Origin of the sequence: Streptomyces sp. NPDC020597, from assembly GCF_044335095.1 — a bacterium.
Taxonomy (GTDB): domain Bacteria; phylum Actinomycetota; class Actinomycetes; order Streptomycetales; family Streptomycetaceae; genus Streptomyces.
In genome coordinates, this window is the sequence record NZ_JBIRUL010000028.1 from 21,348 (window position 1) to 39,234 (window position 17,887).

General features: G+C 73.1%; 17 protein-coding genes and 1 riboswitch. Of the genes, 12 read left to right on the forward strand and 5 right to left on the reverse strand.

Going from position 1 to position 17,887, the window contains the following annotated elements:
* The first annotated feature begins 21 nt into the window (after positions 1–21).
* The 4 genes from ACH4ZA_RS32715 (at position 22) to ACH4ZA_RS32730 (ending at position 5,563) form a co-directional block, all read left to right on the forward strand.
* A complete protein-coding gene (locus tag ACH4ZA_RS32715; RefSeq protein WP_398432879.1) occupies positions 22–1,500 on the forward strand; it encodes an HAD-IA family hydrolase in 1,479 nt (492 codons plus the stop codon).
* Positions 1,501–1,564: 64 nt separating this feature from the next.
* A complete protein-coding gene (locus ACH4ZA_RS32720) occupies positions 1,565–2,839 on the forward strand; it encodes an MFS transporter (protein WP_398432931.1) in 1,275 nt (424 codons plus the stop codon).
* A 178-nt stretch (positions 2,840–3,017) separates the two neighbouring features.
* On the forward strand, positions 3,018–3,806 hold the full coding sequence (locus tag ACH4ZA_RS32725; protein WP_398432880.1) for a carbon-nitrogen hydrolase family protein: 789 nt from the start codon (positions 3,018–3,020) through the stop codon (positions 3,804–3,806).
* A gap of 59 nt (positions 3,807–3,865) precedes the next feature.
* Entirely contained in the window at positions 3,866–5,563 is a 1,698-nt protein-coding gene (locus ACH4ZA_RS32730; RefSeq protein WP_398432881.1) for a flavin monoamine oxidase family protein, read from the forward strand.
* Between the two features lie 33 nt (positions 5,564–5,596).
* Here the strand turns inward: ACH4ZA_RS32730 and ACH4ZA_RS32735 are convergent, their stop codons facing one another.
* Positions 5,597–6,310, reverse strand: coding sequence for a DUF5995 family protein (locus tag ACH4ZA_RS32735; RefSeq protein ID WP_398432882.1), 714 nt, complete (start codon positions 6,308–6,310; stop codon positions 5,597–5,599).
* A 142-nt stretch (positions 6,311–6,452) separates the two neighbouring features.
* On the opposite strand from ACH4ZA_RS32735, the gene ACH4ZA_RS32740 reads away from it, so the two are divergent.
* Positions 6,453–7,577 carry a glycoside hydrolase family 6 protein gene (locus tag ACH4ZA_RS32740; protein WP_398432883.1) on the forward strand — a complete coding sequence of 375 codons (1,125 nt, stop codon included), beginning with the start codon at positions 6,453–6,455 and terminating at the stop codon, positions 7,575–7,577.
* Here ACH4ZA_RS32740 and ACH4ZA_RS32745 read toward each other — a convergent pair.
* The gene (locus ACH4ZA_RS32745; RefSeq protein ID WP_319282530.1) at positions 7,556–8,935 is read right to left on the reverse strand and encodes a solute carrier family 23 protein; all 1,380 of its coding nucleotides are present in this window, start codon (positions 8,933–8,935) and stop codon (positions 7,556–7,558) included. The genes ACH4ZA_RS32740 and ACH4ZA_RS32745 overlap by 22 nt on opposite strands.
* A gap of 162 nt (positions 8,936–9,097) precedes the next feature.
* Between ACH4ZA_RS32745 and ACH4ZA_RS32750 the strand changes: the two genes are divergently transcribed.
* On the forward strand, positions 9,098–9,556 hold the full coding sequence (locus ACH4ZA_RS32750) for a thioesterase family protein (RefSeq protein ID WP_319282533.1): 459 nt from the start codon (positions 9,098–9,100) through the stop codon (positions 9,554–9,556).
* Here the strand turns inward: ACH4ZA_RS32750 and ACH4ZA_RS32755 are convergent.
* Complete coding sequence (locus tag ACH4ZA_RS32755) at positions 9,516–10,736, reverse strand: MFS transporter (RefSeq protein ID WP_398432884.1); 1,221 nt, start codon at positions 10,734–10,736, stop codon at positions 9,516–9,518. The genes ACH4ZA_RS32750 and ACH4ZA_RS32755 overlap by 41 nt on opposite strands.
* Positions 10,737–10,871: 135 nt before the next feature.
* On the opposite strand from ACH4ZA_RS32755, the gene ACH4ZA_RS32760 reads away from it, so the two are divergent.
* Positions 10,872–12,236, forward strand: a complete 1,365-nt coding sequence (locus tag ACH4ZA_RS32760) for an ROK family transcriptional regulator (protein WP_398432885.1) — start codon at positions 10,872–10,874, stop codon at positions 12,234–12,236.
* Here the strand turns inward: ACH4ZA_RS32760 and ACH4ZA_RS32765 are convergent.
* Together ACH4ZA_RS32765 and ACH4ZA_RS32770 are read right to left on the reverse strand one after the other, a co-directional pair.
* Positions 12,209–12,952: an SDR family oxidoreductase gene (locus ACH4ZA_RS32765; RefSeq protein WP_398432886.1), complete on the reverse strand. Its 744-nt coding sequence runs from the start codon at positions 12,950–12,952 to the stop codon at positions 12,209–12,211. The genes ACH4ZA_RS32760 and ACH4ZA_RS32765 overlap by 28 nt on opposite strands.
* A 114-nt stretch (positions 12,953–13,066) precedes the next feature.
* Positions 13,067–13,972 carry an RNA polymerase sigma-70 factor gene (locus ACH4ZA_RS32770; RefSeq protein ID WP_398432887.1) on the reverse strand — a complete coding sequence of 302 codons (906 nt, stop codon included), beginning with the start codon at positions 13,970–13,972 and terminating at the stop codon, positions 13,067–13,069.
* Between the two features lie 236 nt (positions 13,973–14,208).
* Positions 14,209–14,339: riboswitch (FMN riboswitch) on the forward strand.
* 145 nt (positions 14,340–14,484) lie between these two features.
* On the opposite strand from ACH4ZA_RS32770, the gene ACH4ZA_RS32775 reads away from it, so the two are divergent.
* The 5 genes from ACH4ZA_RS32775 to ACH4ZA_RS32795 are packed head-to-tail and all read left to right on the forward strand — an operon-like array spanning position 14,485 to position 17,840.
* Positions 14,485–15,093: a riboflavin synthase gene (locus ACH4ZA_RS32775; protein ID WP_398432888.1), complete on the forward strand. Its 609-nt coding sequence runs from the start codon at positions 14,485–14,487 to the stop codon at positions 15,091–15,093.
* Positions 15,090–15,731 (forward strand): nicotinamide riboside transporter PnuC, encoded by a 642-nt coding sequence (gene pnuC, locus ACH4ZA_RS32780; RefSeq protein WP_398432889.1) that lies wholly within the window; start codon positions 15,090–15,092, stop codon positions 15,729–15,731. The genes ACH4ZA_RS32775 and pnuC overlap by 4 nt, the downstream gene beginning before the upstream one ends.
* Positions 15,728–17,017 (forward strand): bifunctional 3,4-dihydroxy-2-butanone-4-phosphate synthase/GTP cyclohydrolase II, encoded by a 1,290-nt coding sequence (locus ACH4ZA_RS32785; RefSeq protein ID WP_398432890.1) that lies wholly within the window; start codon positions 15,728–15,730, stop codon positions 17,015–17,017. Before pnuC ends, ACH4ZA_RS32785 begins: the two co-directional genes overlap by 4 nt.
* A gap of 30 nt (positions 17,018–17,047) precedes the next feature.
* Complete coding sequence (gene ribH, locus ACH4ZA_RS32790) at positions 17,048–17,533, forward strand: 6,7-dimethyl-8-ribityllumazine synthase (protein WP_057583696.1); 486 nt, start codon at positions 17,048–17,050, stop codon at positions 17,531–17,533.
* A gap of 34 nt (positions 17,534–17,567) precedes the next feature.
* Positions 17,568–17,840 carry a phosphoribosyl-ATP diphosphatase gene (locus ACH4ZA_RS32795; protein ID WP_057583788.1) on the forward strand — a complete coding sequence of 91 codons (273 nt, stop codon included), beginning with the start codon at positions 17,568–17,570 and terminating at the stop codon, positions 17,838–17,840.
* The last annotated feature ends 47 nt before the right edge of the window (positions 17,841–17,887 follow it).

Below are 17,887 nucleotides of genomic sequence, written 5' to 3' on the forward strand. Positions count from 1 at the left end.
CCCGTGCCGAAAGAGGAAACCGTGACCCGACTCCCGCTCCAGGCCGCCCTGTTCGACATGGACGGCACGCTCGTCGACACCGAGCGGCTGTGGTGGGAGGCGGTGGAACGGGTCGCCGGACGGCCACTGACCGAGGCGGACCGGCCGGAGGTGCTCGGCCGCCCCGTCGAGCACACCGCCCACTGGCTGGCCGCCGGCTCCGGCCGGCCGGCGGCGGGCCTCGCGAAGGCGCTGCACCGCGAGTTCGCGGACCGCGTGCGCGCCGGCATCGTGCCGCGCCCCGGCGCGCTCGACCTGCTCGACGCCCTGGCCCGGGACCGCGTGCCGACGGCGCTGGTGACGGCGTCGCCCCGGGCGGTCGCCGACCTCGTGCTCGATGCGCTCGGCGCGGGCCGCTTCGCCGTCACCGTCACCGCCGACGACACCGAGCACACCAAACCCGCTCCCGACCCCTACCTGGCGGCCTGCCGCGCCCTCGGCGTCGACCCCGCGGCCTGTGTGGCCGTCGAGGACACCGAGACCGGGGTGGCCTCAGCCGAGGCGGCCGGGTGCGCGGTGCTGGCGGTGCCGTCGCTCGCGCCGATCCCGCCCGCCCCCGGCCGGACCGTCGTGCCCGGTCTGGAAGGCGTCACCCCCGAACGGCTGCGCTCCCTGCTGCCGCACCGGCTCCGCGTCATGACGTGGAACCTCTGGTACGGGGGAACCAAGGTCCGCGACCACCGGGCCAAGCAGCTCAAGGTGCTCACCGAGGCCGATGTGGACGTGGTCGGACTCCAGGAGACGTACGGCGGCGCCGCCGAGGAGCTCGCCGAAGCCCTCGGCTGGCACTGCCACCGGGCCGGGGAGAACCTGGGGATCGTCAGCCGCCACCCGATCACGGCCGGGCTCGGCGACCCCGACGTGGGCTTCTACGGTGCGGCGGGCGCCCGGATCAGCGTCCTCGGGGGCGAGGTGGACGTGTGGACGGTCCACCTGGACTGCGCGCCCTACGGGCCCTACGAGGCCGCCTTCGACGGGCTCACCGCGGACGTCCTGACCGCGCACGAGGAAGGCCGGCTCGCACGGCTGGGGGACGCCCTGCGCAGGGTCGGGGAGGGCCCGGAGCGTCCCGTCGTCCTCGTCGGAGACTTCAACTGCCCCTCCCACCTTGACCGGGCGGACGTCCCGTGGCCGGTGACGAGGGCCGCCGAGGAAGCGGGCTTCGCCGACTCCTATCGCGAGGCGCACCCGGACCCCGTGCGGGAGCCCGGTCACACCTGGTCGCCGGTGCACGCCGAGCACGAGGACGGCAGCGGCCGGGCGGAGCCGCAGGACCGGATCGACTTCGTGCTCCACCGGGGCCTTCGGGTGCTCGACTCGCGGACCCTGGTGACCGGCGCCGTCCGGCCGTGGCCGGACGTCGAGGACAACGACTGGCCCTCCGACCACGCCGCCGTGATCACCACCTTCGCGATCACCCCCTCGGCGGTCTCCGGCAAACCGGTGGGCGAGCGGACGTGAACCGTCTAGCATCGGAGACATGACCTGGCGACATTGATCCACAACCGGCTCCGACGTCCGTCGACTGACCGCGGCGCTCTACGCGTACGCGTTCCTCGACGAGTTCGTGCTCCTCTACCCGGTGTACGCGCTGCTGTTCGCGGACGCCGGGCTGTCAGTCGGGGAGATCTCCTCCCTCTTCGTGCTGTGGTCGCTGACGGGCGTCCTGCTCGAGGTGCCCTCGGGCGCCTGGGCGGACGCCGTCTCCCGACGACTGCTGCTGTGGACCGGCCCCCTCCTCGGCGCGGCCGGCTTCGCGCTGTGGGTCCTGTTCCCGTCGTACTGGGCCTTCGCGGCAGGCTTCGTCCTGTGGGGCGCCCGTGGCGCGCTGGGCTCCGGCGCGCTGGAGGCACTGGTCTACGAGGAACTGGACCTGGCCGGCGCCGCCGACCGGTACGCCGCGGTCATGGGACGCGCGCACGCCGTGGGCCAGGCGGCCGTGCTGGCGGCGACGGGACTGGCCGGGCCGGTCTTCACGGTCGGCGGATACCCGGCCGTCGGCGCGGCCAGCGTGCTGGCGTGCCTGCTCTGCGCCGCGACGGCGACCCGCTTCCCCGAGCACCGCACTCCGGCGCCCGCCGACGCCAACGCCGACGTCGGCGGGGGAGGGGGCGAGCGCGACGAGGCCCGGGCCGACGAGGGCCGGGCCCGGGCGCTGCGCACCGGCCTCTCCTGGCTCTGCGGACTCCGCAGCGACCGCCCCCTTCTCGGCGCCCTGCTGCTCGTCCCCGCCGTCACGGCGGTGTGGGGCGCCCTCGACGAGTACACCCCTCTGCTGGTCAGGGAGACCGGAGCGGCGGACGGGACAGTCCCGTACCTGCTCATGATGATCTGGACCGGGGTGACGGCGGGCAGTCTGCTGGCCGGTGCGGCGGAGCGCCTCGGCCGCACCGGGCTGGCGGCGGTCCTCGCGGGCTCCGCGCTCGCCCTGGCGGCCGGCGCGCTGTCGGGGGCGCAGCCCGCGATCGCCCTCGTCGGCCTCGCCTTCGGCGGTTTCCAGACGGCGACCGTGCTGGCCGACGTCCGGCTACAGCAGCGCATCGAGGGCGGCGCACGGGCCACCCTGACCTCGGTCGCCGGCCTGGGGACCGAGCTGGTGACCGTCGCGGTGTACGGCGCGTACGGCGTCCTGGGCGCGCGGTTCCCGCACGGCATCGTGTTCGCCCTGTGCGCGCTGCCGTATCTGGTCACGGCGCTGGCGGTGGGCCGCCGGCGGCGGAGGGCGGCGAGCGCGCTGCCGCGGGGCCGCCGGAGAAGGCGGGCGCGTGCGGGGCCGCGAGGCCGGGGGAGAGGGGAGTGAGCGCCCGGTCGCCGGGTGGGCGCGCGGGGGAGGCGCGCAACGAATCGCCGCCTCACCCGTCGTGCACGCAACGAACCGCTCACCGTCGCGCAACGGCTCCTTCTTGTCCGGCCCGCACGCCCGCCCGTACCGTCTAGGTGGCCCCCACAACCACCCTTCCGCCCGGTGAGGATCACGCATGCGCACCGCCCTGCTCCAGAGCTCCGGCCGCCCCGGCTCCGTCGGCGAGAACCTCAAGGTCCTCGACGAGGCCGCGGGCCGGGCCGCCGCCGCGGGCGCCGGGCTGCTCGTCACGTCGGAGATGTTCCTCACCGGGTACGCCATCGGCGACGGCATCGCCCGCCTCGCCGAGCCCGCCGACGGCGATTGCGCGGACGCCGTCGTCGAGACCGCCGCGCGGCACGGGATCGCGATCGCCTACGGCTATCCGGAGCGCTCCGGGGAGACCGTGTACAACGCGGTCCAGCTGATCTCCGCGGACGGCGACCGCCTCGCGAACTACCGCAAGACCCACCTGTTCGGCTGCTTCGAGCGCGACCACTTCACCGAGGGCGGGCGGCCCGTGGTGCAGGCGGAGCTGAACGGCCTCACCGTCGGCCTCCTGATCTGCTACGACGTCGAGTTCCCGGAGAACGTGCGGGCGCACGCGCTCGCCGGCACCGACCTGCTGGTGGTGCCGACCGCGCAGATGCATCCCTACCAGTTCGTCGCCGAGTCGATGATCCCGGTGCGCGCCTTCGAGAACCAGATGTACATCGCCTACGTCAACCGGGTCGGCAGGGAAGGGGAGTTCGAGTTCGTCGGACTCTCCACGCTGGCCGGTCCCGACGGCGTCGCCCGGGCCCGCGCCGGCCGCGCCGAGGAACTGGTCCTCGCCGACGTCGACCCGGTCGCCCTCGCCGCCTCCCGTGAGGCCAACCCCTACCTGCGGGACCGCCGCCCCGGCCTCTACGGGTCCCTGGCCTGACCGCCGCACCCCCGACGCCGCACCCCCAGCTCATCATTGCCGCAAGGAGTCCGCACCCCATGACGTCCACCGTGCCCAACGCCGTCGAGCACGCAGACGAGCAGCAGCCGCCGATCACCATGTTCGGTCCGGACTTCCCGTACGCCTACGACGACTTCCTCGCCCATCCGGCGGGCCTCGGCCAGATCCCGGCGACCGAGCACGGCGTCGAGGTCGCCGTCATCGGCGGCGGACTGTCCGGCATCGTCGCCGCGTACGAGCTGATGAAGATGGGACTCAAGCCGGTCGTCTACGAGGCCGACCGGATCGGCGGACGGCTGCGCACCGTCGGTTTCGAGGGCTGCGACCCCTCCCTCACCGCCGAGATGGGAGCGATGCGCTTCCCGCCGTCCTCGACGGCGCTCCAGCACTACATCGACCTGGTGGGGCTGGAGACCCGGCCGTTCCCCAACCCCCTCGCGGAGGCCACCCCTTCGACGGTCGTCGACCTCAAGGGCGAGTCCCACTACGCCGAGACGATCGGCGACCTTCCGCAGGTCTACCGTGACGTCGCCGCGGCCTGGAACGCTTGCCTCGAAGAGGGCGCCGACTTCTCCGACATGAACCGGGCCATGCGCGAGCGGGACGTGCCGCGCATCCGCGAGATCTGGGCGGAGCTCGTCGAGAAGCTGGACAACCAGACCTTCTACGGATTCCTCTGCGACTCCGAGGCGTTCAAGTCCTTCCGTCACCGGGAGATCTTCGGTCAGGTCGGCTTCGGCACCGGCGGCTGGGACACCGACTTCCCCAACTCCATCCTGGAGATCCTCCGCGTCGTCTACACCGAGGCCGACGACCACCACCGCGGCATCGTCGGAGGCTCCCAGCAGCTGCCGCTGCGCCTGTGGGAGCGGGAGCCGGAGAAGATCGTCCACTGGCCGTACGGCACCTCGCTCAGCTCGCTGCACGAGGGCGGCGAGCCGCGGCCGGCCGTGACGCGGCTGCACCGCACCGCGGGCGACCGGATCACCGTGACCGACGCGAACGGCGACATCCGCACCTACCGGGCGGCGATCTTCACCGCCCAGTCCTGGATGCTGCTGTCGAAGATCGCCTGCGACGACTCGCTCTTCCCGATCGACCACTGGACCGCGATCGAGCGCACGCACTACATGGAGTCCAGCAAGCTGTTCGTGCCCGTCGACCGGCCGTTCTGGCTGGACAAGGACGAGACCACCGGCCGCGACGTCATGTCGATGACGCTCACCGACCGCATGACGCGCGGGACGTACCTGCTCGACGACGGCCCCGACAGGCCCGCCGTCATCTGTCTCTCGTACACCTGGTGCGACGACAGCCTCAAGTGGCTGCCGCTGTCCGCGAACGAGCGGATGGAGGTCATGCTGAAGTCGCTCGGCGAGATCTACCCGAACGTCGACATCAGGAAGCACGTCATCGGCAACCCCGTGACGGTGTCCTGGGAGAACGAGCCCTACTTCATGGGCGCGTTCAAGGCCAACCTCCCCGGCCACTACCGCTACCAGCGGCGGCTGTTCACCCACTTCATGCAGGACCGGCTGCCCGAGGACAAGCGGGGCGTCTTCCTCGCCGGAGACGACATCTCCTGGACGGCCGGCTGGGCCGAGGGCGCCGTGCAGACCGCGCTCAACGCGGTCTGGGGCGTCATGCACCACTTCGGCGGGGCGACCGACGCCACCAACCCGGGCCCGGGCGACGTGTACGACGAGATCGCGCCCGTGGAACTGCCGGAGGACTGAGTCCGCCGCCGGCGCGCAGCGCCCGGGCGCGCGTCACAGCGGGGTGAGCATCATCCGGCCCGCGAAGCCGACGGCCGTGTCGAGCCGCTCGGTGAACTCCACGGCCACTTCGGGGAGCCGGCGCAGCGCCCACAGCGCCCGGGCCGCCGTCCAGGTGGCGTCCCGGGCGCGCTCCAGGCTCCACGCGCCGAGCAGATGGGTGAGCGGATCGGCGATCTGCAACAGGTCGGGGCCCGGCATCAGCTCTTCGCGGAGCCGCTCCTCCAGCGAGACGAGGAGATCGCCCACGCGGTCGAACTCGTCCTCCAGCTCGACCGGTTCGCAGCCGAGGCTACGGCAGGCGTCCACCACGGCGAGCGCGAGGTCGTGCCCGATGTGCGCGTTGATGCCCGCGAGCGCGAACTGCAGCGGGCGTACGCCCGGATGGCGGCGGAACTGCAGCAGCGGGCGCCAGCAGGCGGGCGGACGCCGGTCGCCGGGCTCCGGATCCACCGCGTCCAGGTAACGCTCGGCGAACCGTACGTCCAGCGTGATCGCGGCCTGCGGGTCGGGGAAGCGGCCCCGGTCGATGCGCCGGCCGACCTCCTCCGTCACGGCGAGGTAGACACGGTTGAAGACCGCGACCCCGTCGCGCGCAGGCAGGGCCGCGTCGAGGGCGCGCATCCGGGCGAGCACGCCGTCGAGGCCAGGGCCGGCCGAGCCGGCCCCCGCGTCGACGGGAGGGGTGAACTGTTCCGTTTGCGGCATGGGGGCAGGGTGGCAGTTCTAGGCTGGCCCGCGTGCCGGCGAGCCCGACGCTTCCCCGGAAAGGGGGACGCGCCCGCCGCACGGGAGGGGGAACAGCACGGTGTCAGGGCTACGTGAGCGACGGGCCGGCCGACGCAGCGCCATGCTCTGTGTCGCCTCGGTCGTGGTCGTCCTCGGCGTCGCGGCCGGGACGGTGACCGCGCTCGGCGACGGCGGCGAGCGGGGCCGGGACCGCGCCGCCGACGCCCGGCCCGGCGCGATGCCGCCGGCCCCCTCCCCGCCGCCGTCCCCGTCCGCGTCCCCGTCCGTCGCCGTGGCCTCCCCGACCGGGGCGCCCGCCGCGACGCCGACGCCCCCGGCCGGCCGCCGCGCCGTGCGCAAGCCGCGGGCGGCCACCGCGTCCGCGGGCCTGTACCGGCACGACGAGTCCCAGGTCCTCGACTGGGTGCACGCCCACCCCGCCGACCCGCGCACCCCCGTGATCGAGTCCCGGGTCGCGAACCGGCCGGCCGCGGTGTGGTTCGCCGACTACGCCCCCGGCACGATCGCCGCACGGGTCCGCGCCGTCACCTCCGGCGCCGCCGCTCAGGGCAGGGTCCCCGTCCTGGTGGCGTACGCGATTCCGGACCGCGACTGCGGCGGCGCCTCCGAGGGCGGGGCGCCCGACATCGACGCCTACGACGGCTGGATCGACCGGTTCGCCACCGGACTCGGCCGCGGCGAGGTGATCGTCGTCCTGGAACCGGACTCGATCGCCCAGGCCGACTGTCTCGACGCGGGCGCGCGGGCCGACCGGTTCGCCGCCCTGGCCCGCGCGGGACGCGTGCTGAAGGCGGCCGACCCCGCGGCCCGTGTCTACTACGACGCCGGCCACTCCCACTGGAACGCGCCGGCGCAGCAGGCCGCGCTGCTGAGGCAGGCCGGCGCCGCCTCGGCCGCGTCCTCCGACGGGATCTTCAGCAATGTCTCCAACTTCCGCGCCACCGCGGACGAGGCCGCCTACGTGCGCCGGGTGCTGGACGCGCTGGGCGGTCCGGCGGGCCTGGGCGCGGTCATCGACACGAGCCGCAACGGCAACGGCGCACCGGCGGACGGCCAGTGGTGCGACCCGGACGGCCGCAGGATCGGCAGGGCGCCCACCTTGGACACCGGGCAGGCGCGGATCGACGCCTATCTGTGGGTGAAACTGCCGGGGGAGTCGGACGGCTGCAAGGGGGCGGCGGGCGAGTTCAGCCCCGAGTACGCCTATGAGCTGGCGTCGTCGTAGCTGCTGGCGCCACCGTCCAGCAGCGGCCGTCCTGTCCTGAGGTGGGCGGGTGCGAACGCGCGCAGGGCGTGGTAGCCGCCGACGACGACGATCGTGCCGAGCGCGATGCCGCTCAGGGAGAAGGTGTCGGTGAAGCGCATGGTGACGTTGCCGACGCCGATGACGATGCCCGCCGCGGCCGGCACCAGGTTCAGGGGATTGCGCAGGTCGACCCGGGCGTTGAGCCAGATCTGCGCGCCGAGCAGGCCGATCATGCCGTAGAGGATGACGGTGATGCCGCCGAGGACGCCCCCGGGGATCGCGGCGACCACGGCGCCGAACTTCGGGCACAGCCCGAACAGGAGGGCGAAGCCGGCCGCCGCCCAGTAGGCGGCCGTCGAGTAGACGCGGGTCGCGGCCATCACGCCGATGTTCTCGGAGTAGGTGGTGTTGGGCGGCCCGCCCACCGCCGTGGACAGCATCGAGCCGACGCCGTCGGCGGAGATCGCCGTGCCGAGCCGGTCGTCCAGGTCGTCGCCGGTCATCTCGCCGACCGCCTTGACATGCCCCGCGTTCTCCGCGACCAGCGCGATGACGACCGGCAGGGCCACCAGGATGGCCGACCACTCGAACGACGGTCCGTGGAAGGACGGCAGGCCGATCCAGTCGGCGTCGGCGACCCCGGACAGGTCGAGCCGCCAGTGGTCGGTGACCTTGCCGCCGGCGTCGGCCGAGTGGATGCGGCCGAAGATCCGGTCGAACGCCCACGACACGGCGTACCCGAAGACCAGGCCGAGGAAGATCGCGATCCGGGACCAGAAGCCCCGAAGGCAGACCACCGCCAGACCGGTGAACGCCATCGTCAGCAGAGCCGTCCACTGGTCCTGCGGCCAGTACGTGGTCGCGGTGACCGGAGCGAGGTTGAAGCCGATCAGCATCACCACCGCGCCCGTCACGATCGGCGGCATCGCGGTGTGGATGATGCGCGCCCCGAAGCGCTGCACTGCCAGGCCGACGACGAACAGGGCGGCCCCGACGACCAGGACCGCGCCGGTGACCGTGGCGCTGGTGCCGCCCTGGGCCCGGATGACCGCGGCCACCCCCACGAAGGACAGGGAGCAGCCGAGATAACTGGGCACCCGGCCGCGGGTGGCGAGCAGGAAGATCACCGTCGCCACGCCGGACATCATGATGGCCAGGTTCGGATCCAGGCCCATCAGGACCGGCGCCACGAAACTCGCGCCGAACATCGCCACCACGTGCTGGGCGCCGAGTCCGGCCGTGCGCGGCCACGACAGCCGCTCGTCGGGGCGGACCACCGCCCCGGGCGCCGGCGTCCGGCCGTCGCCGTGCAGTTTCCAGCGGATGCCGAGATCCATGGTGCGGTTTCGCTTTCGTACGGGGTGCGGACGTTCTGATCATTCTCCCGTGCCTCAGCGGCCCAGGGGGTGCCCGGGGCGGTCACCGGAGGGAGGGTGAGCGACCGCTTAGGAAGCGCTTACGATAGGGATCACCGCCCTCACCTGCACAGGAGCCCCGCCGTGACCGCCGAAGCCCCGCCCGCCCCTGCCGTGTCGTACGGCCGGCTCGTCCCGGTCACCGTCCACTTCGACGACCTGGACGCGCTCGGGCTGCTCCACAACGCCCGCTACCCGCTGATGGTCGAGCGCGCCTGGGCCGAGCTGTGGCAGGCAAACGGCGTGCGCTTCGAGGGGGACTGGGAGGCGGCCGGCGACGCCTGCAACGCCGTGAAGGAACTCCGCATCAGTTACGAGGCGCCGGTCACCAGACCTGGCGCGTACGCCGTGCACCTGTGGGTGGAGCGGCTCGGCGTCACCGGCCTGACCTACGGCTTCCGCTTCTGCTCGACGGACGGGACGCTCACGTACGCGCGCGGAGCCCGGGTCCTCGTCCGGCTGGACGCGACGACCATGCGCCCCCGGCCCTGGAGCGAGACCTTCAGGGCCGGGGGTCGGGCACTGCTGCGGCCCGCCGACTGACCTTCGCGGCCGTCCGCTCCCCGCCCCGCAGCACACCGGCGAAGGCCACGAGTCCGCACGCCAGCACGGTCACCACGACGAAGGACGCCATCAGACTCGTCGCCTGGGCGACCCCGCCGATCAGGCTCGGGGCGATCAGCCCGGAGGTGTACGTGATCGTCGCGACGCCCGCGATGGCCTGACTGGGGTTGGGCCCGCTGTGGCCGGCAGCGGCGAAGCACAGCGGCACGACGACCGCGATGCCGAGCCCCATCAGCCCGAACCCGCCGATCGCCACCGCCGGATGCCCCGCGACGACGATCAGCAGGCCGCCGAGCGCGGCCAGCACGCCGCCCGCCCGTACGGTGCGCACCGCGCCGAACCGGTCGACCACCGCGTCCCCGGCGATCCGCGCCACCGCCATCGTGAGCATGAAGCCGGTCGTGCAGGCCGCCGCGACCCCGGCCGACGACTCGAGCCGGTCGCGCAGGTACACCGCCGACCAGTCCAGGCTCGCGCCCTCCGCGAACACCGCGCAGAAGCCGACCGCGCCGATCAGCAGCGCCGAACGCGGCGGCAGCGCGAACCGGGGAGGCGGCTCCGCATCCGCGGCCGGCCGGATGTCGAGCACCCACCGGCAGGCCAGCAGCCCGAGCCCGGTGAGGATGGCGGCGGCCAGCGCGTGATGCGCGCGGGCGTCCGCGCCGAGGTGGGCGGCGAGTGTGCCGCCGGCCGAGCCGATCAGGGCGCCGGCGCTCCACATGCCGTGCAGCCCGGACATGATCGACTTACCGAGCAGCCGCTCCACCTCCACCCCGAGGGCGTTCATGGCGACGTCCGCCATGCCGGCGGCCGCGCCGTAGGCGAACATCGCCAGGCACAGCGTCGGCAGGTTCGGGGCGAGGGCGGGCAGGACGAGCGACAGCGTCCACAGCGCGAGCAGCCCGCGCAGGGCCGTGCGGCTGCCGAACCGGTGGGTGACCGAGCCGGCCAGCGGCATCGCGCAGGCCGCGCCGAACGCGGTGAAGGCCAGGGCGAACCCGAGCTGGCCGGTGGAGACGCCGGCGTGGTCCTGGATCCAGGGCACCCGGGTGGCGAAGGATCCGGTGACGGCGCCGTGCACGGCGAACACCGCCGCCACGGCGTACCGGGCGCGCCGCACCTTCACCGGTGTGCAGACCACTTCGCCCACTCCGCTCATTCTCCCGCCCTCCCGGCTCCCTCGGCGGCGCCCGCGCATCGTCGACGTAAACTATCAGGAACCCTGCCTGATAAATAGAGGAGTTCCGGCCGGTCCCCCGACCGGGTCCCCCTCGGCCGTGGGAGGATTCCCGCCATGCCCGCAACCCCGAGCACCGCCCGGGCCATCAACGACCGGCTCGCCCTGCGGCTGCTGCAACGCGAAGGCCCTTTGACGGCGGGGCGGTTGAAAGAGCTCACCGGCCTGTCCCGTCCCACGGTGGCCGACCTCGTCGAGCGCCTCACCGCCGCCGGGCTGATCCGGGTCGTGGGAGAGACCGGCGAGCAGCGCCGCGGCCCGAACGCCAAGCTCTACGGCATCGTCGCCGACCGTGCGCAGCTGGCCGCGCTGGACGTGCGGACGGAGGGCGTCGCCGTGCTGGTCTCCGACCTGGTGGGCCGGGTGCTCGCCGAGGCGTCGGTGCCGATCGGCGGCGACACGGGCACCGGAACGGCCGTGGAACGGGCGGTCGCGCTGGTCGAGCGCGTGGCGAAGGAGGCGGGCGCCGACCGGTTGCACACCCTGGGCATCGGCGCGCCCGGTCTGATCGACCCGGCGAGCGGTGAGCTGCGTGACTCCAGCGGCCTGCCCGAATGGCACCGCCGTCTGGTCGCCGCCCTCCAGGAACGGTTCCCGCGGGCCCGCGCGCACATCGAGAACGAGACCAACCTGGCCGCCCTGGCCGAACAGCGCGAGGGCGCGGCCCACGACCGCGACACGTTCGTCCTGCTGTGGCTGGGCCACGGCACCGGCGCGGCGGTCGTCCTGGACGGCGTCCTGCGCCGGGGCGCCTCCGGCGGCGCCGGGGAGATCGGTTTCCTGCCGGTCCCCGGCACGAGCGGACTGCCCTCGGCGACCGACTGCGAGGGCGGCTTCCACTCGCTGGCCGGCTCCGCGGCGATCGCCGGTCTGGCGGAGACCTTCGGCCTGACGCCCGGACCGCACACCGAGGAGCCGGTGGCCGCGGCCCTGGTGCGGGAGGCGGTGGCCGCGGTGCGCGGCGCGGAGCGGGAGGACGCCGGTGAACCGGAGTCCCCGACCCGGGAGGCGGGACCCGCGGCGGCCGGGGCGGAGGACGCCGGACCCGCGGCGGCCCCGGCGACGGCGTTCGCGGCGGCCTGGGGCCCCGCGCGGCCGGCCGCCGCCGCACGTTTCCTCGACGCCCTCGCCGACCGGCTGGCCCTGGGCGCGGCCTCCGTCGTCGCCGTCCTCGACCCGGGCTGCGTGGTGCTCGGCGGCGAGGTCGGCCAGGCCGGCGGGGAGGTGCTGGCCGAGCGGGTGGCACGGCGGCTGCGGCGCATGGCCCCGCTGCCCACCGAGGTGCGCCCCGGTGTGCTGGGCGGCGGAGCGGTGCTGCGCGGGGCACTGCTCACGGCCCGTGACAGCGCCCAGGAGGACCTGTTCGCGACGGCGGCCCCGAGGCGCCCCGGGTCTCAGCGCCGGACGCGCGTGGCCAGATAGTCCTCGAACGTGCCCTTGCCCACCGCCCGTTCCGGGGCTAGGTGGCCCCCGGAGCGGAAACCCCGGTAGGTCGCACCCCACAGCGGCACGTTCACCACCGCGCACCGCCGGCCGCTCGCCTTCAGGAACGCGCGGGCCAACGACTCGGCCGTGCGCACCTCGGGACCGCCCATGTCGTCGACCCGTTCGGCGGGCGCCCCGACGGCCAGCTCGGCCAGCCGGTCGGCGACCTCCCCGACCGCCACCGGCTGGTCGCTCACCCGGGCGGGCAGCAGCATCACCGGGACCTTGGCGAGCACCTGGAACGCCTGGACCAGCAGATCGTGGAACTGGGTCGCGCGCAGCACCGTCCAGCCGAGCCCCGACTCCGCCACCTGCTTCTCCACGGCGAGCTTCGCCCGGTAGTAGGGGTACGGCACCCGGTCCACGCCGACGATCGAGATGAACACCAGGTGTGCCACGCCGGCCCGGCGCGCCGCGGCGATCAGGTGTGCGGCCGCCCGCTCGTCGCCGCCGCGCGGCGAGCTCGCGCAGTGCACGACGGTGTCCACGCCCGTCACGGCGGCGTCCAGGCCGGGTCCGCCCTCGCGCAGGTCGACGGCGTACGGTTCGGCGTGCCGGCTGAGCACCCGCACCTCGTGCCCGGCCGCTCGCAGCCGTTCCACGACGAGCCTGCCGAGGGTTCCGGTCCCGCCGGTCACCAGGATCACACTCATGCTGTTCAGCCCTTCGGACAGTGGACGCTCCCGACCGGAACGCCCTCCGGCAGCACAGACCGCCCGGCCCCCGCAGAATGTGACAGCGTCGGCAGAACCGCTTCTCGCGGCGCGCTACATCCCGCCGAGCTGACGGCCCACGAAGTTCAGTTTGTCCGGGTTCATCATGACCTGCACGGCTGTGATCTCCTCATCGGAGCTCTCGAAGCCGAGCGTGGCGACGAGCACGCCGCCGCCGTGGACGAGTGCGCCCGGCGTGGCGTTGAGCTCGACGGCGGTGTAGGCGAAGCCGGCCGCGAACGTCCGGGACCCGGCGTCCAGGAAGCGCAGCACCTTCTCCCGGCCCAGGATCGGCCGCAGGGCCGTCTTCACCCGGCCCCCGCCGTCGCTCCACCACTCGACGTCGGCGGCGAGCGCCTTCTCCAGGGCCCCCAGGTCGCCCTCCCGCGCCGCCTTCACGAAGGAGGCGACCAGCTCCGCCCGTCGGGCGGGCGCGGCCTCGAAGCGCGGGCGTGCCGACGTCACCCGCTGCACCGCCCGCCGGTGCAGCTGGCGGCAGTGGGCCTCGGTCAGGTCGAGGACCTCGGCCGTCTCCCGGTGCGGGTAGGCGAACGCCTCCCGCAGCACGTACACCGCCCGCTCCTGCGGGGTGAGCCGTTCCAGCAGCACCAGCATCGCCAGCGACACCGCCTCGCGCTGCTCCGCGGACTCCAGCGGGCCGAGCGTGCCGTCCGAGGTGAGGACCGGTTCCGGCAGCCATGGCCCTGTGTACGTCTCGCGCCTGGCGCGGGCCGAGGTGAGCCGGGTCAGGCACAGGCGGGTGACGGTCTTCGCGAGCCAGGCCGCGGGGTGCGCGATACCGGCCCGGTCGGCCCCGCTGAACCGCAGGTAGGCGTCCTGCACCGCGTCCTCGGCCTCGTGGGCCGAGCCCAGCATCCGGTAGGCCAGCCCGAACAGCCGGGACCGGTGGGCCTCGAACTCGTCGGCGCCCGCGGTCGTCCTGGGATCACCCTGCTCCATGGGGACACCTTGGCAGAGCGGGCCGTCGGCCGGAGCGCGGAGGCCCGGCGGCGGGCAAGGGCCGTCGTCACCGCCGCCGGGCCGCACGGCTCGAGCGTAAAAAGGACTAGACCAGTCCGTCAATAGGTATGGACCAATAGGGTGTTGGGTGGAGGAGTGACGCCCTGTGAGCCAATCCACACTCATCACCTGTATGGACGCCCACCGGCCGTGGCACACTGACCCTGTACCAAAAGCAGCGCACTCCGGGGTCGGTGAAAGTCCGAACCGGCGGTTATAGTCCGCGACCCGTCCGCTTCCAGCGGCCGGTTGACCAGGTGAAATTCCTGGACCGACGGTTAAAGTCCGGATGGGAGGCAGTGCGCGGCGGGCGGGCATTCGTGCGCGTCGTCGTAGAGTCACTCGTCGGTGGACGAGTCTGTCCGGCGTCGTCCCGAAGCCGCTGCCCGTACCTGCTGTCGTCATCGACAGGCCCCGGAGTCCGTGCCCTATGAGGCAGGAGGACCCGGGAAGTGTTCACCGGAATCGTCGAAGAGCTGGGTGAGGTCACCGCCGTCGAGAATCTCGGCGACGCCTCCCGCTTCCGGCTGCGCGGCCCCGTCGTCACCGACGGCGCGAAGCACGGCGACTCCATCGCCGTGAACGGGGTCTGTCTCACCGTCGTCGAGCACGAGGGCGACGAGTTCACCGCCGACGTCATGGCGGAGACCCTGAGCCGGTCCAGCCTCGGCGCACTCGCCGTCGGCTCCCGGGTCAACCTCGAACGCCCCACCGCCGTCGGAGCGCGCCTCGGCGGGCACATCGTGCAGGGGCACGTCGACGGCACCGGCGCGGTACTGGAGCGCAGGCCGTCGGAGAACTGGGAGATCGTCAAGGTCTCCCTCCCCGCCGAACTCGCCCGGTACGTCGTGGAGAAGGGCTCCATCACCGTCGACGGCATCAGCCTCACGGTCGTCGAGGCCGGCCCGGACTTCTTCACCGTCAGCCTCATCCCCACCACCCTCGCGCTGACCACGCTCGGCCTCAAGCAGCCCGGCGACCCGGTCAACCTCGAGGTGGACATCGTCGCCAAGTACGTCGAGCGCCTGCTGGCCACCACACAGCAGGGAGCGGGCAAGTGAACTGGCTGAACTCCGAGGCGTTCGTCGCGTTCGACCAGCACATCATCTGGTCGGACATGATCGGGAACATCCTCGGCCTGATCACCCTCGCCCTCGGCTGGCGCCGCTCGCTGCTCACCTGGCCGGTGCAGTTCCTCTCCGGGCTCGTCCTCTTCGTCGCCTTCTACGGCCACCTCGCCGGCAGCGCAGGCAAGCAGGTCGTAGTCATGGTCGTCGCCCTGTACGGCTGGTGGCAGTGGAACCGCAGCAAGGGGCGGTCCGCGGACGGCCAGATCACCCCCCGCTTCGCCACCTGGACCGAGCGCGCGGCCATGATCGGCGCCGCGGCCGCCGGCACGGTCGCCGTCGCCCTCCTCTTCAAGGCCAACCCGTCCCTGTCCTGGGACCCCTGGCCGGACGCCTACATCTTCGTCGGCACCATCGTCGCCATGTACGCCCAGGCGCGCGGCATGGTCGAGTTCTGGATCGCCTGGCTCCTCGTCGACGTCGTCGGCGTCCCCCTCAACTTCGCCAACGGCTACGCCTTCTCAGGCTTCGTCTACGTCATTTACGGCGCGCTCGTCCTGTGGGGCATGCGCGACTGGTGGCTGCGGTCCCGCAAGGCCTCGCAACCCGCTCTGGAAGGAGCGCCGGCATGAGCACGGCACCGATCCTGTACAGCACCGAAGGCCTGGAAGACCTCGGCCTCGACCCCGTCGAGCAGGCCATCGCCGACATCGCGGCCGGCCGTCCCATCGTGGTCGTCGACGACGAGGACCGCGAGAACGAGGGCGACCTCGTCGTCGCCGCCGAGAAGGTGACGCCCGAGATCGTCGCCTTCATGATGAGCGAGTGCCGCGGCCTGATCTGCGCCCCCATGGAGAGCGACGAGCTGGAGCGCCTGAAGCTCCCGCAGATGGTCGACGACAACACCGAGTCGATGACGACCGCGTTCACGGTCTCCGTGGACGCCTCGGCCGCGCACGGCGTCACCACCGGCATCTCCGCCGCCGACCGCGCCGCCACGCTCCGCCTGCTGGCGAGCGGCGACGCCGGGCCGACCGACTTCGTGCGCCCCGGCCACATCTTCCCCCTGCGCGCCCAGCCCGGCGGCGTGCTGACCCGCAACGGCCACACCGAGGCCGCCGTGGACCTCGCCCGGCTCGCGGGGCTGCGCCCGGCCGGCGCGATCGTCGAGATCGCGGGTGAGGACGGCCGGATGCTGCGCCTGCCCGAACTGATCCCGTTCGCCCGCAAGCACGGCCTGACGATCATCTCCATCGAAGACCTGATCGCCTACCGGCGCAGCGCCGAGCCGACGGTCCGCCGCGAGGCCGAGACCCGACTGCCCACCGTGCACGGCACGTTCACCGCGTACGGCTACCGCTCCACCGTCGACGGCGTCGAGCACATCGCCCTGGTCCACGGCGACATCGGCGACGGCGAGGACGTCCTGGTCCGCGTCCACTCCGAATGCCTCACCGGCGACGTCTTCGCGTCCCTGCGGTGCGACTGCGGCCCCCAGCTCGACGCGTCCCTGGAACGCATCCAGAGCGAGGGCCGGGGCGTGCTCGTCTACCTGCGCGGGCACGAGGGCCGGGGCATCGGCCTGCTGTCCAAGCTGAGGGCGTACGAACTCCAGGAACAGGGTCACGACACCCTCGACGCCAACCTGGAGCTGGGCCTGCCCGCCGACGCCCGTGACTACGGGGCCGGCGCGCAGATCCTCGCCGACCTCGGCGTGCGCGGCGTCCGCCTCATGACGAACAACCCCGAGAAGAGCGAGGCGCTCGTCCGGCACGGCATCGAGGTCGTCGAGCGCGAACCGATGCCCGTCCAGGCGGGCGAGCACAACATCCGCTACCTGCGCACCAAGCGGGACCGGATGGGACACGACCTGCCCTGGCTGGACGTGGCCCCCGTGTCCCCCTGCGGCAACCAGTAAGCACGACCGGCACCGAGGAGAGACGAGAACGTGAGCGGCAAGGGCGCACCGGAACTGTCCGTACGCAATGTGGGTGACCTCAGGGTCGCCGTCATCGCGGCCCAGTGGCACGAGAAGGTGATGGACGGTCTGGTCGACGGCGCGCTGCGCGCCCTGCACGACCTGGGCATCGACGAGCCGACCCTGCTGCGGGTCCCCGGCAGCTGGGAACTGCCGGTGGTGGCCAAGGTGCTGGCCGGGCGGGGCTACGACGCGATCGTCGCCCTCGGCGTCGTCATCCGCGGCGGGACACCGCACTTCGAGTACGTGTGCCAAGGGGTCGTCCAGGGCCTCACCCAGGTGTCCGTCGAGACCGGCGTGCCCGTCGGCATGGGCGTCCTCACCTGCGACACCGAGGAGCAGGCCCTGGACCGGGCGGGCATCGAGGGCTCCAACGAGGACAAGGGGCACGAGGCGGTGACGGCCGCGGTGGCGACCGCGGCCACCCTCCGTTCAGTATCCGAACCCTGGCGGTAGCCGGACCGGGAGAACGGCTAGGGTGGGCAGCACCATGTCCAAGAAGACGTTCGAGGAGCTCTTCTCCGAGCTCCAGCAGAAGGCCGCCAGCGGCGACCCCGCCACTTCCCGTACCGCGGAACTCGTCGGGAAGGGCGTCCATGCCATCGGCAAGAAGGTCGTCGAAGAGGCCGCCGAGGTGTGGATGGCCGCCGAGTACGAGGGCAAGGAGGCGGCTGCGGAGGAGATCTCGCAGCTGCTCTACCACGTCCAGGTGATGATGGTCGCCCGCGGAATCTCGCTGGACGACGTGTACGCGCACCTGTAGAAACGCATTTCCGACACCGCCCCCATCTTCATCCCGTTCCACGCGAA

Excerpts from the sequence above, each read along its gene's own strand:
- ACH4ZA_RS32725 (WP_398432880.1), top strand. The coding sequence starts at position 3,018 with ATGCGCACCGCCCTGCTCCAGAGCTCCGGCCGCCCCGGCTCCGTCGGC.
- ACH4ZA_RS32730 (WP_398432881.1), top strand. The coding sequence starts at position 3,866 with ATGACGTCCACCGTGCCCAACGCCGTCGAGCACGCAGACGAGCAGCAG.
- ACH4ZA_RS32735 (WP_398432882.1), bottom strand. The coding sequence starts at position 6,310 with ATGCCGCAAACGGAACAGTTCACCCCTCCCGTCGACGCGGGGGCCGGC.
- ACH4ZA_RS32740 (WP_398432883.1), top strand. The coding sequence starts at position 6,453 with ATGCTCTGTGTCGCCTCGGTCGTGGTCGTCCTCGGCGTCGCGGCCGGG.
- ACH4ZA_RS32745 (WP_319282530.1), bottom strand. The coding sequence starts at position 8,935 with ATGGATCTCGGCATCCGCTGGAAACTGCACGGCGACGGCCGGACGCCG.
- ACH4ZA_RS32755 (WP_398432884.1), bottom strand. The coding sequence starts at position 10,736 with ATGAGCGGAGTGGGCGAAGTGGTCTGCACACCGGTGAAGGTGCGGCGC.
- ACH4ZA_RS32760 (WP_398432885.1), top strand. The coding sequence starts at position 10,872 with ATGCCCGCAACCCCGAGCACCGCCCGGGCCATCAACGACCGGCTCGCC.
- ACH4ZA_RS32765 (WP_398432886.1), bottom strand. The coding sequence starts at position 12,952 with ATGAGTGTGATCCTGGTGACCGGCGGGACCGGAACCCTCGGCAGGCTC.
- ACH4ZA_RS32770 (WP_398432887.1), bottom strand. The coding sequence starts at position 13,972 with ATGGAGCAGGGTGATCCCAGGACGACCGCGGGCGCCGACGAGTTCGAG.
- ACH4ZA_RS32785 (WP_398432890.1), top strand. The coding sequence starts at position 15,728 with ATGAGCACGGCACCGATCCTGTACAGCACCGAAGGCCTGGAAGACCTC.
- ACH4ZA_RS32795 (WP_057583788.1), top strand. The coding sequence starts at position 17,568 with ATGTCCAAGAAGACGTTCGAGGAGCTCTTCTCCGAGCTCCAGCAGAAG.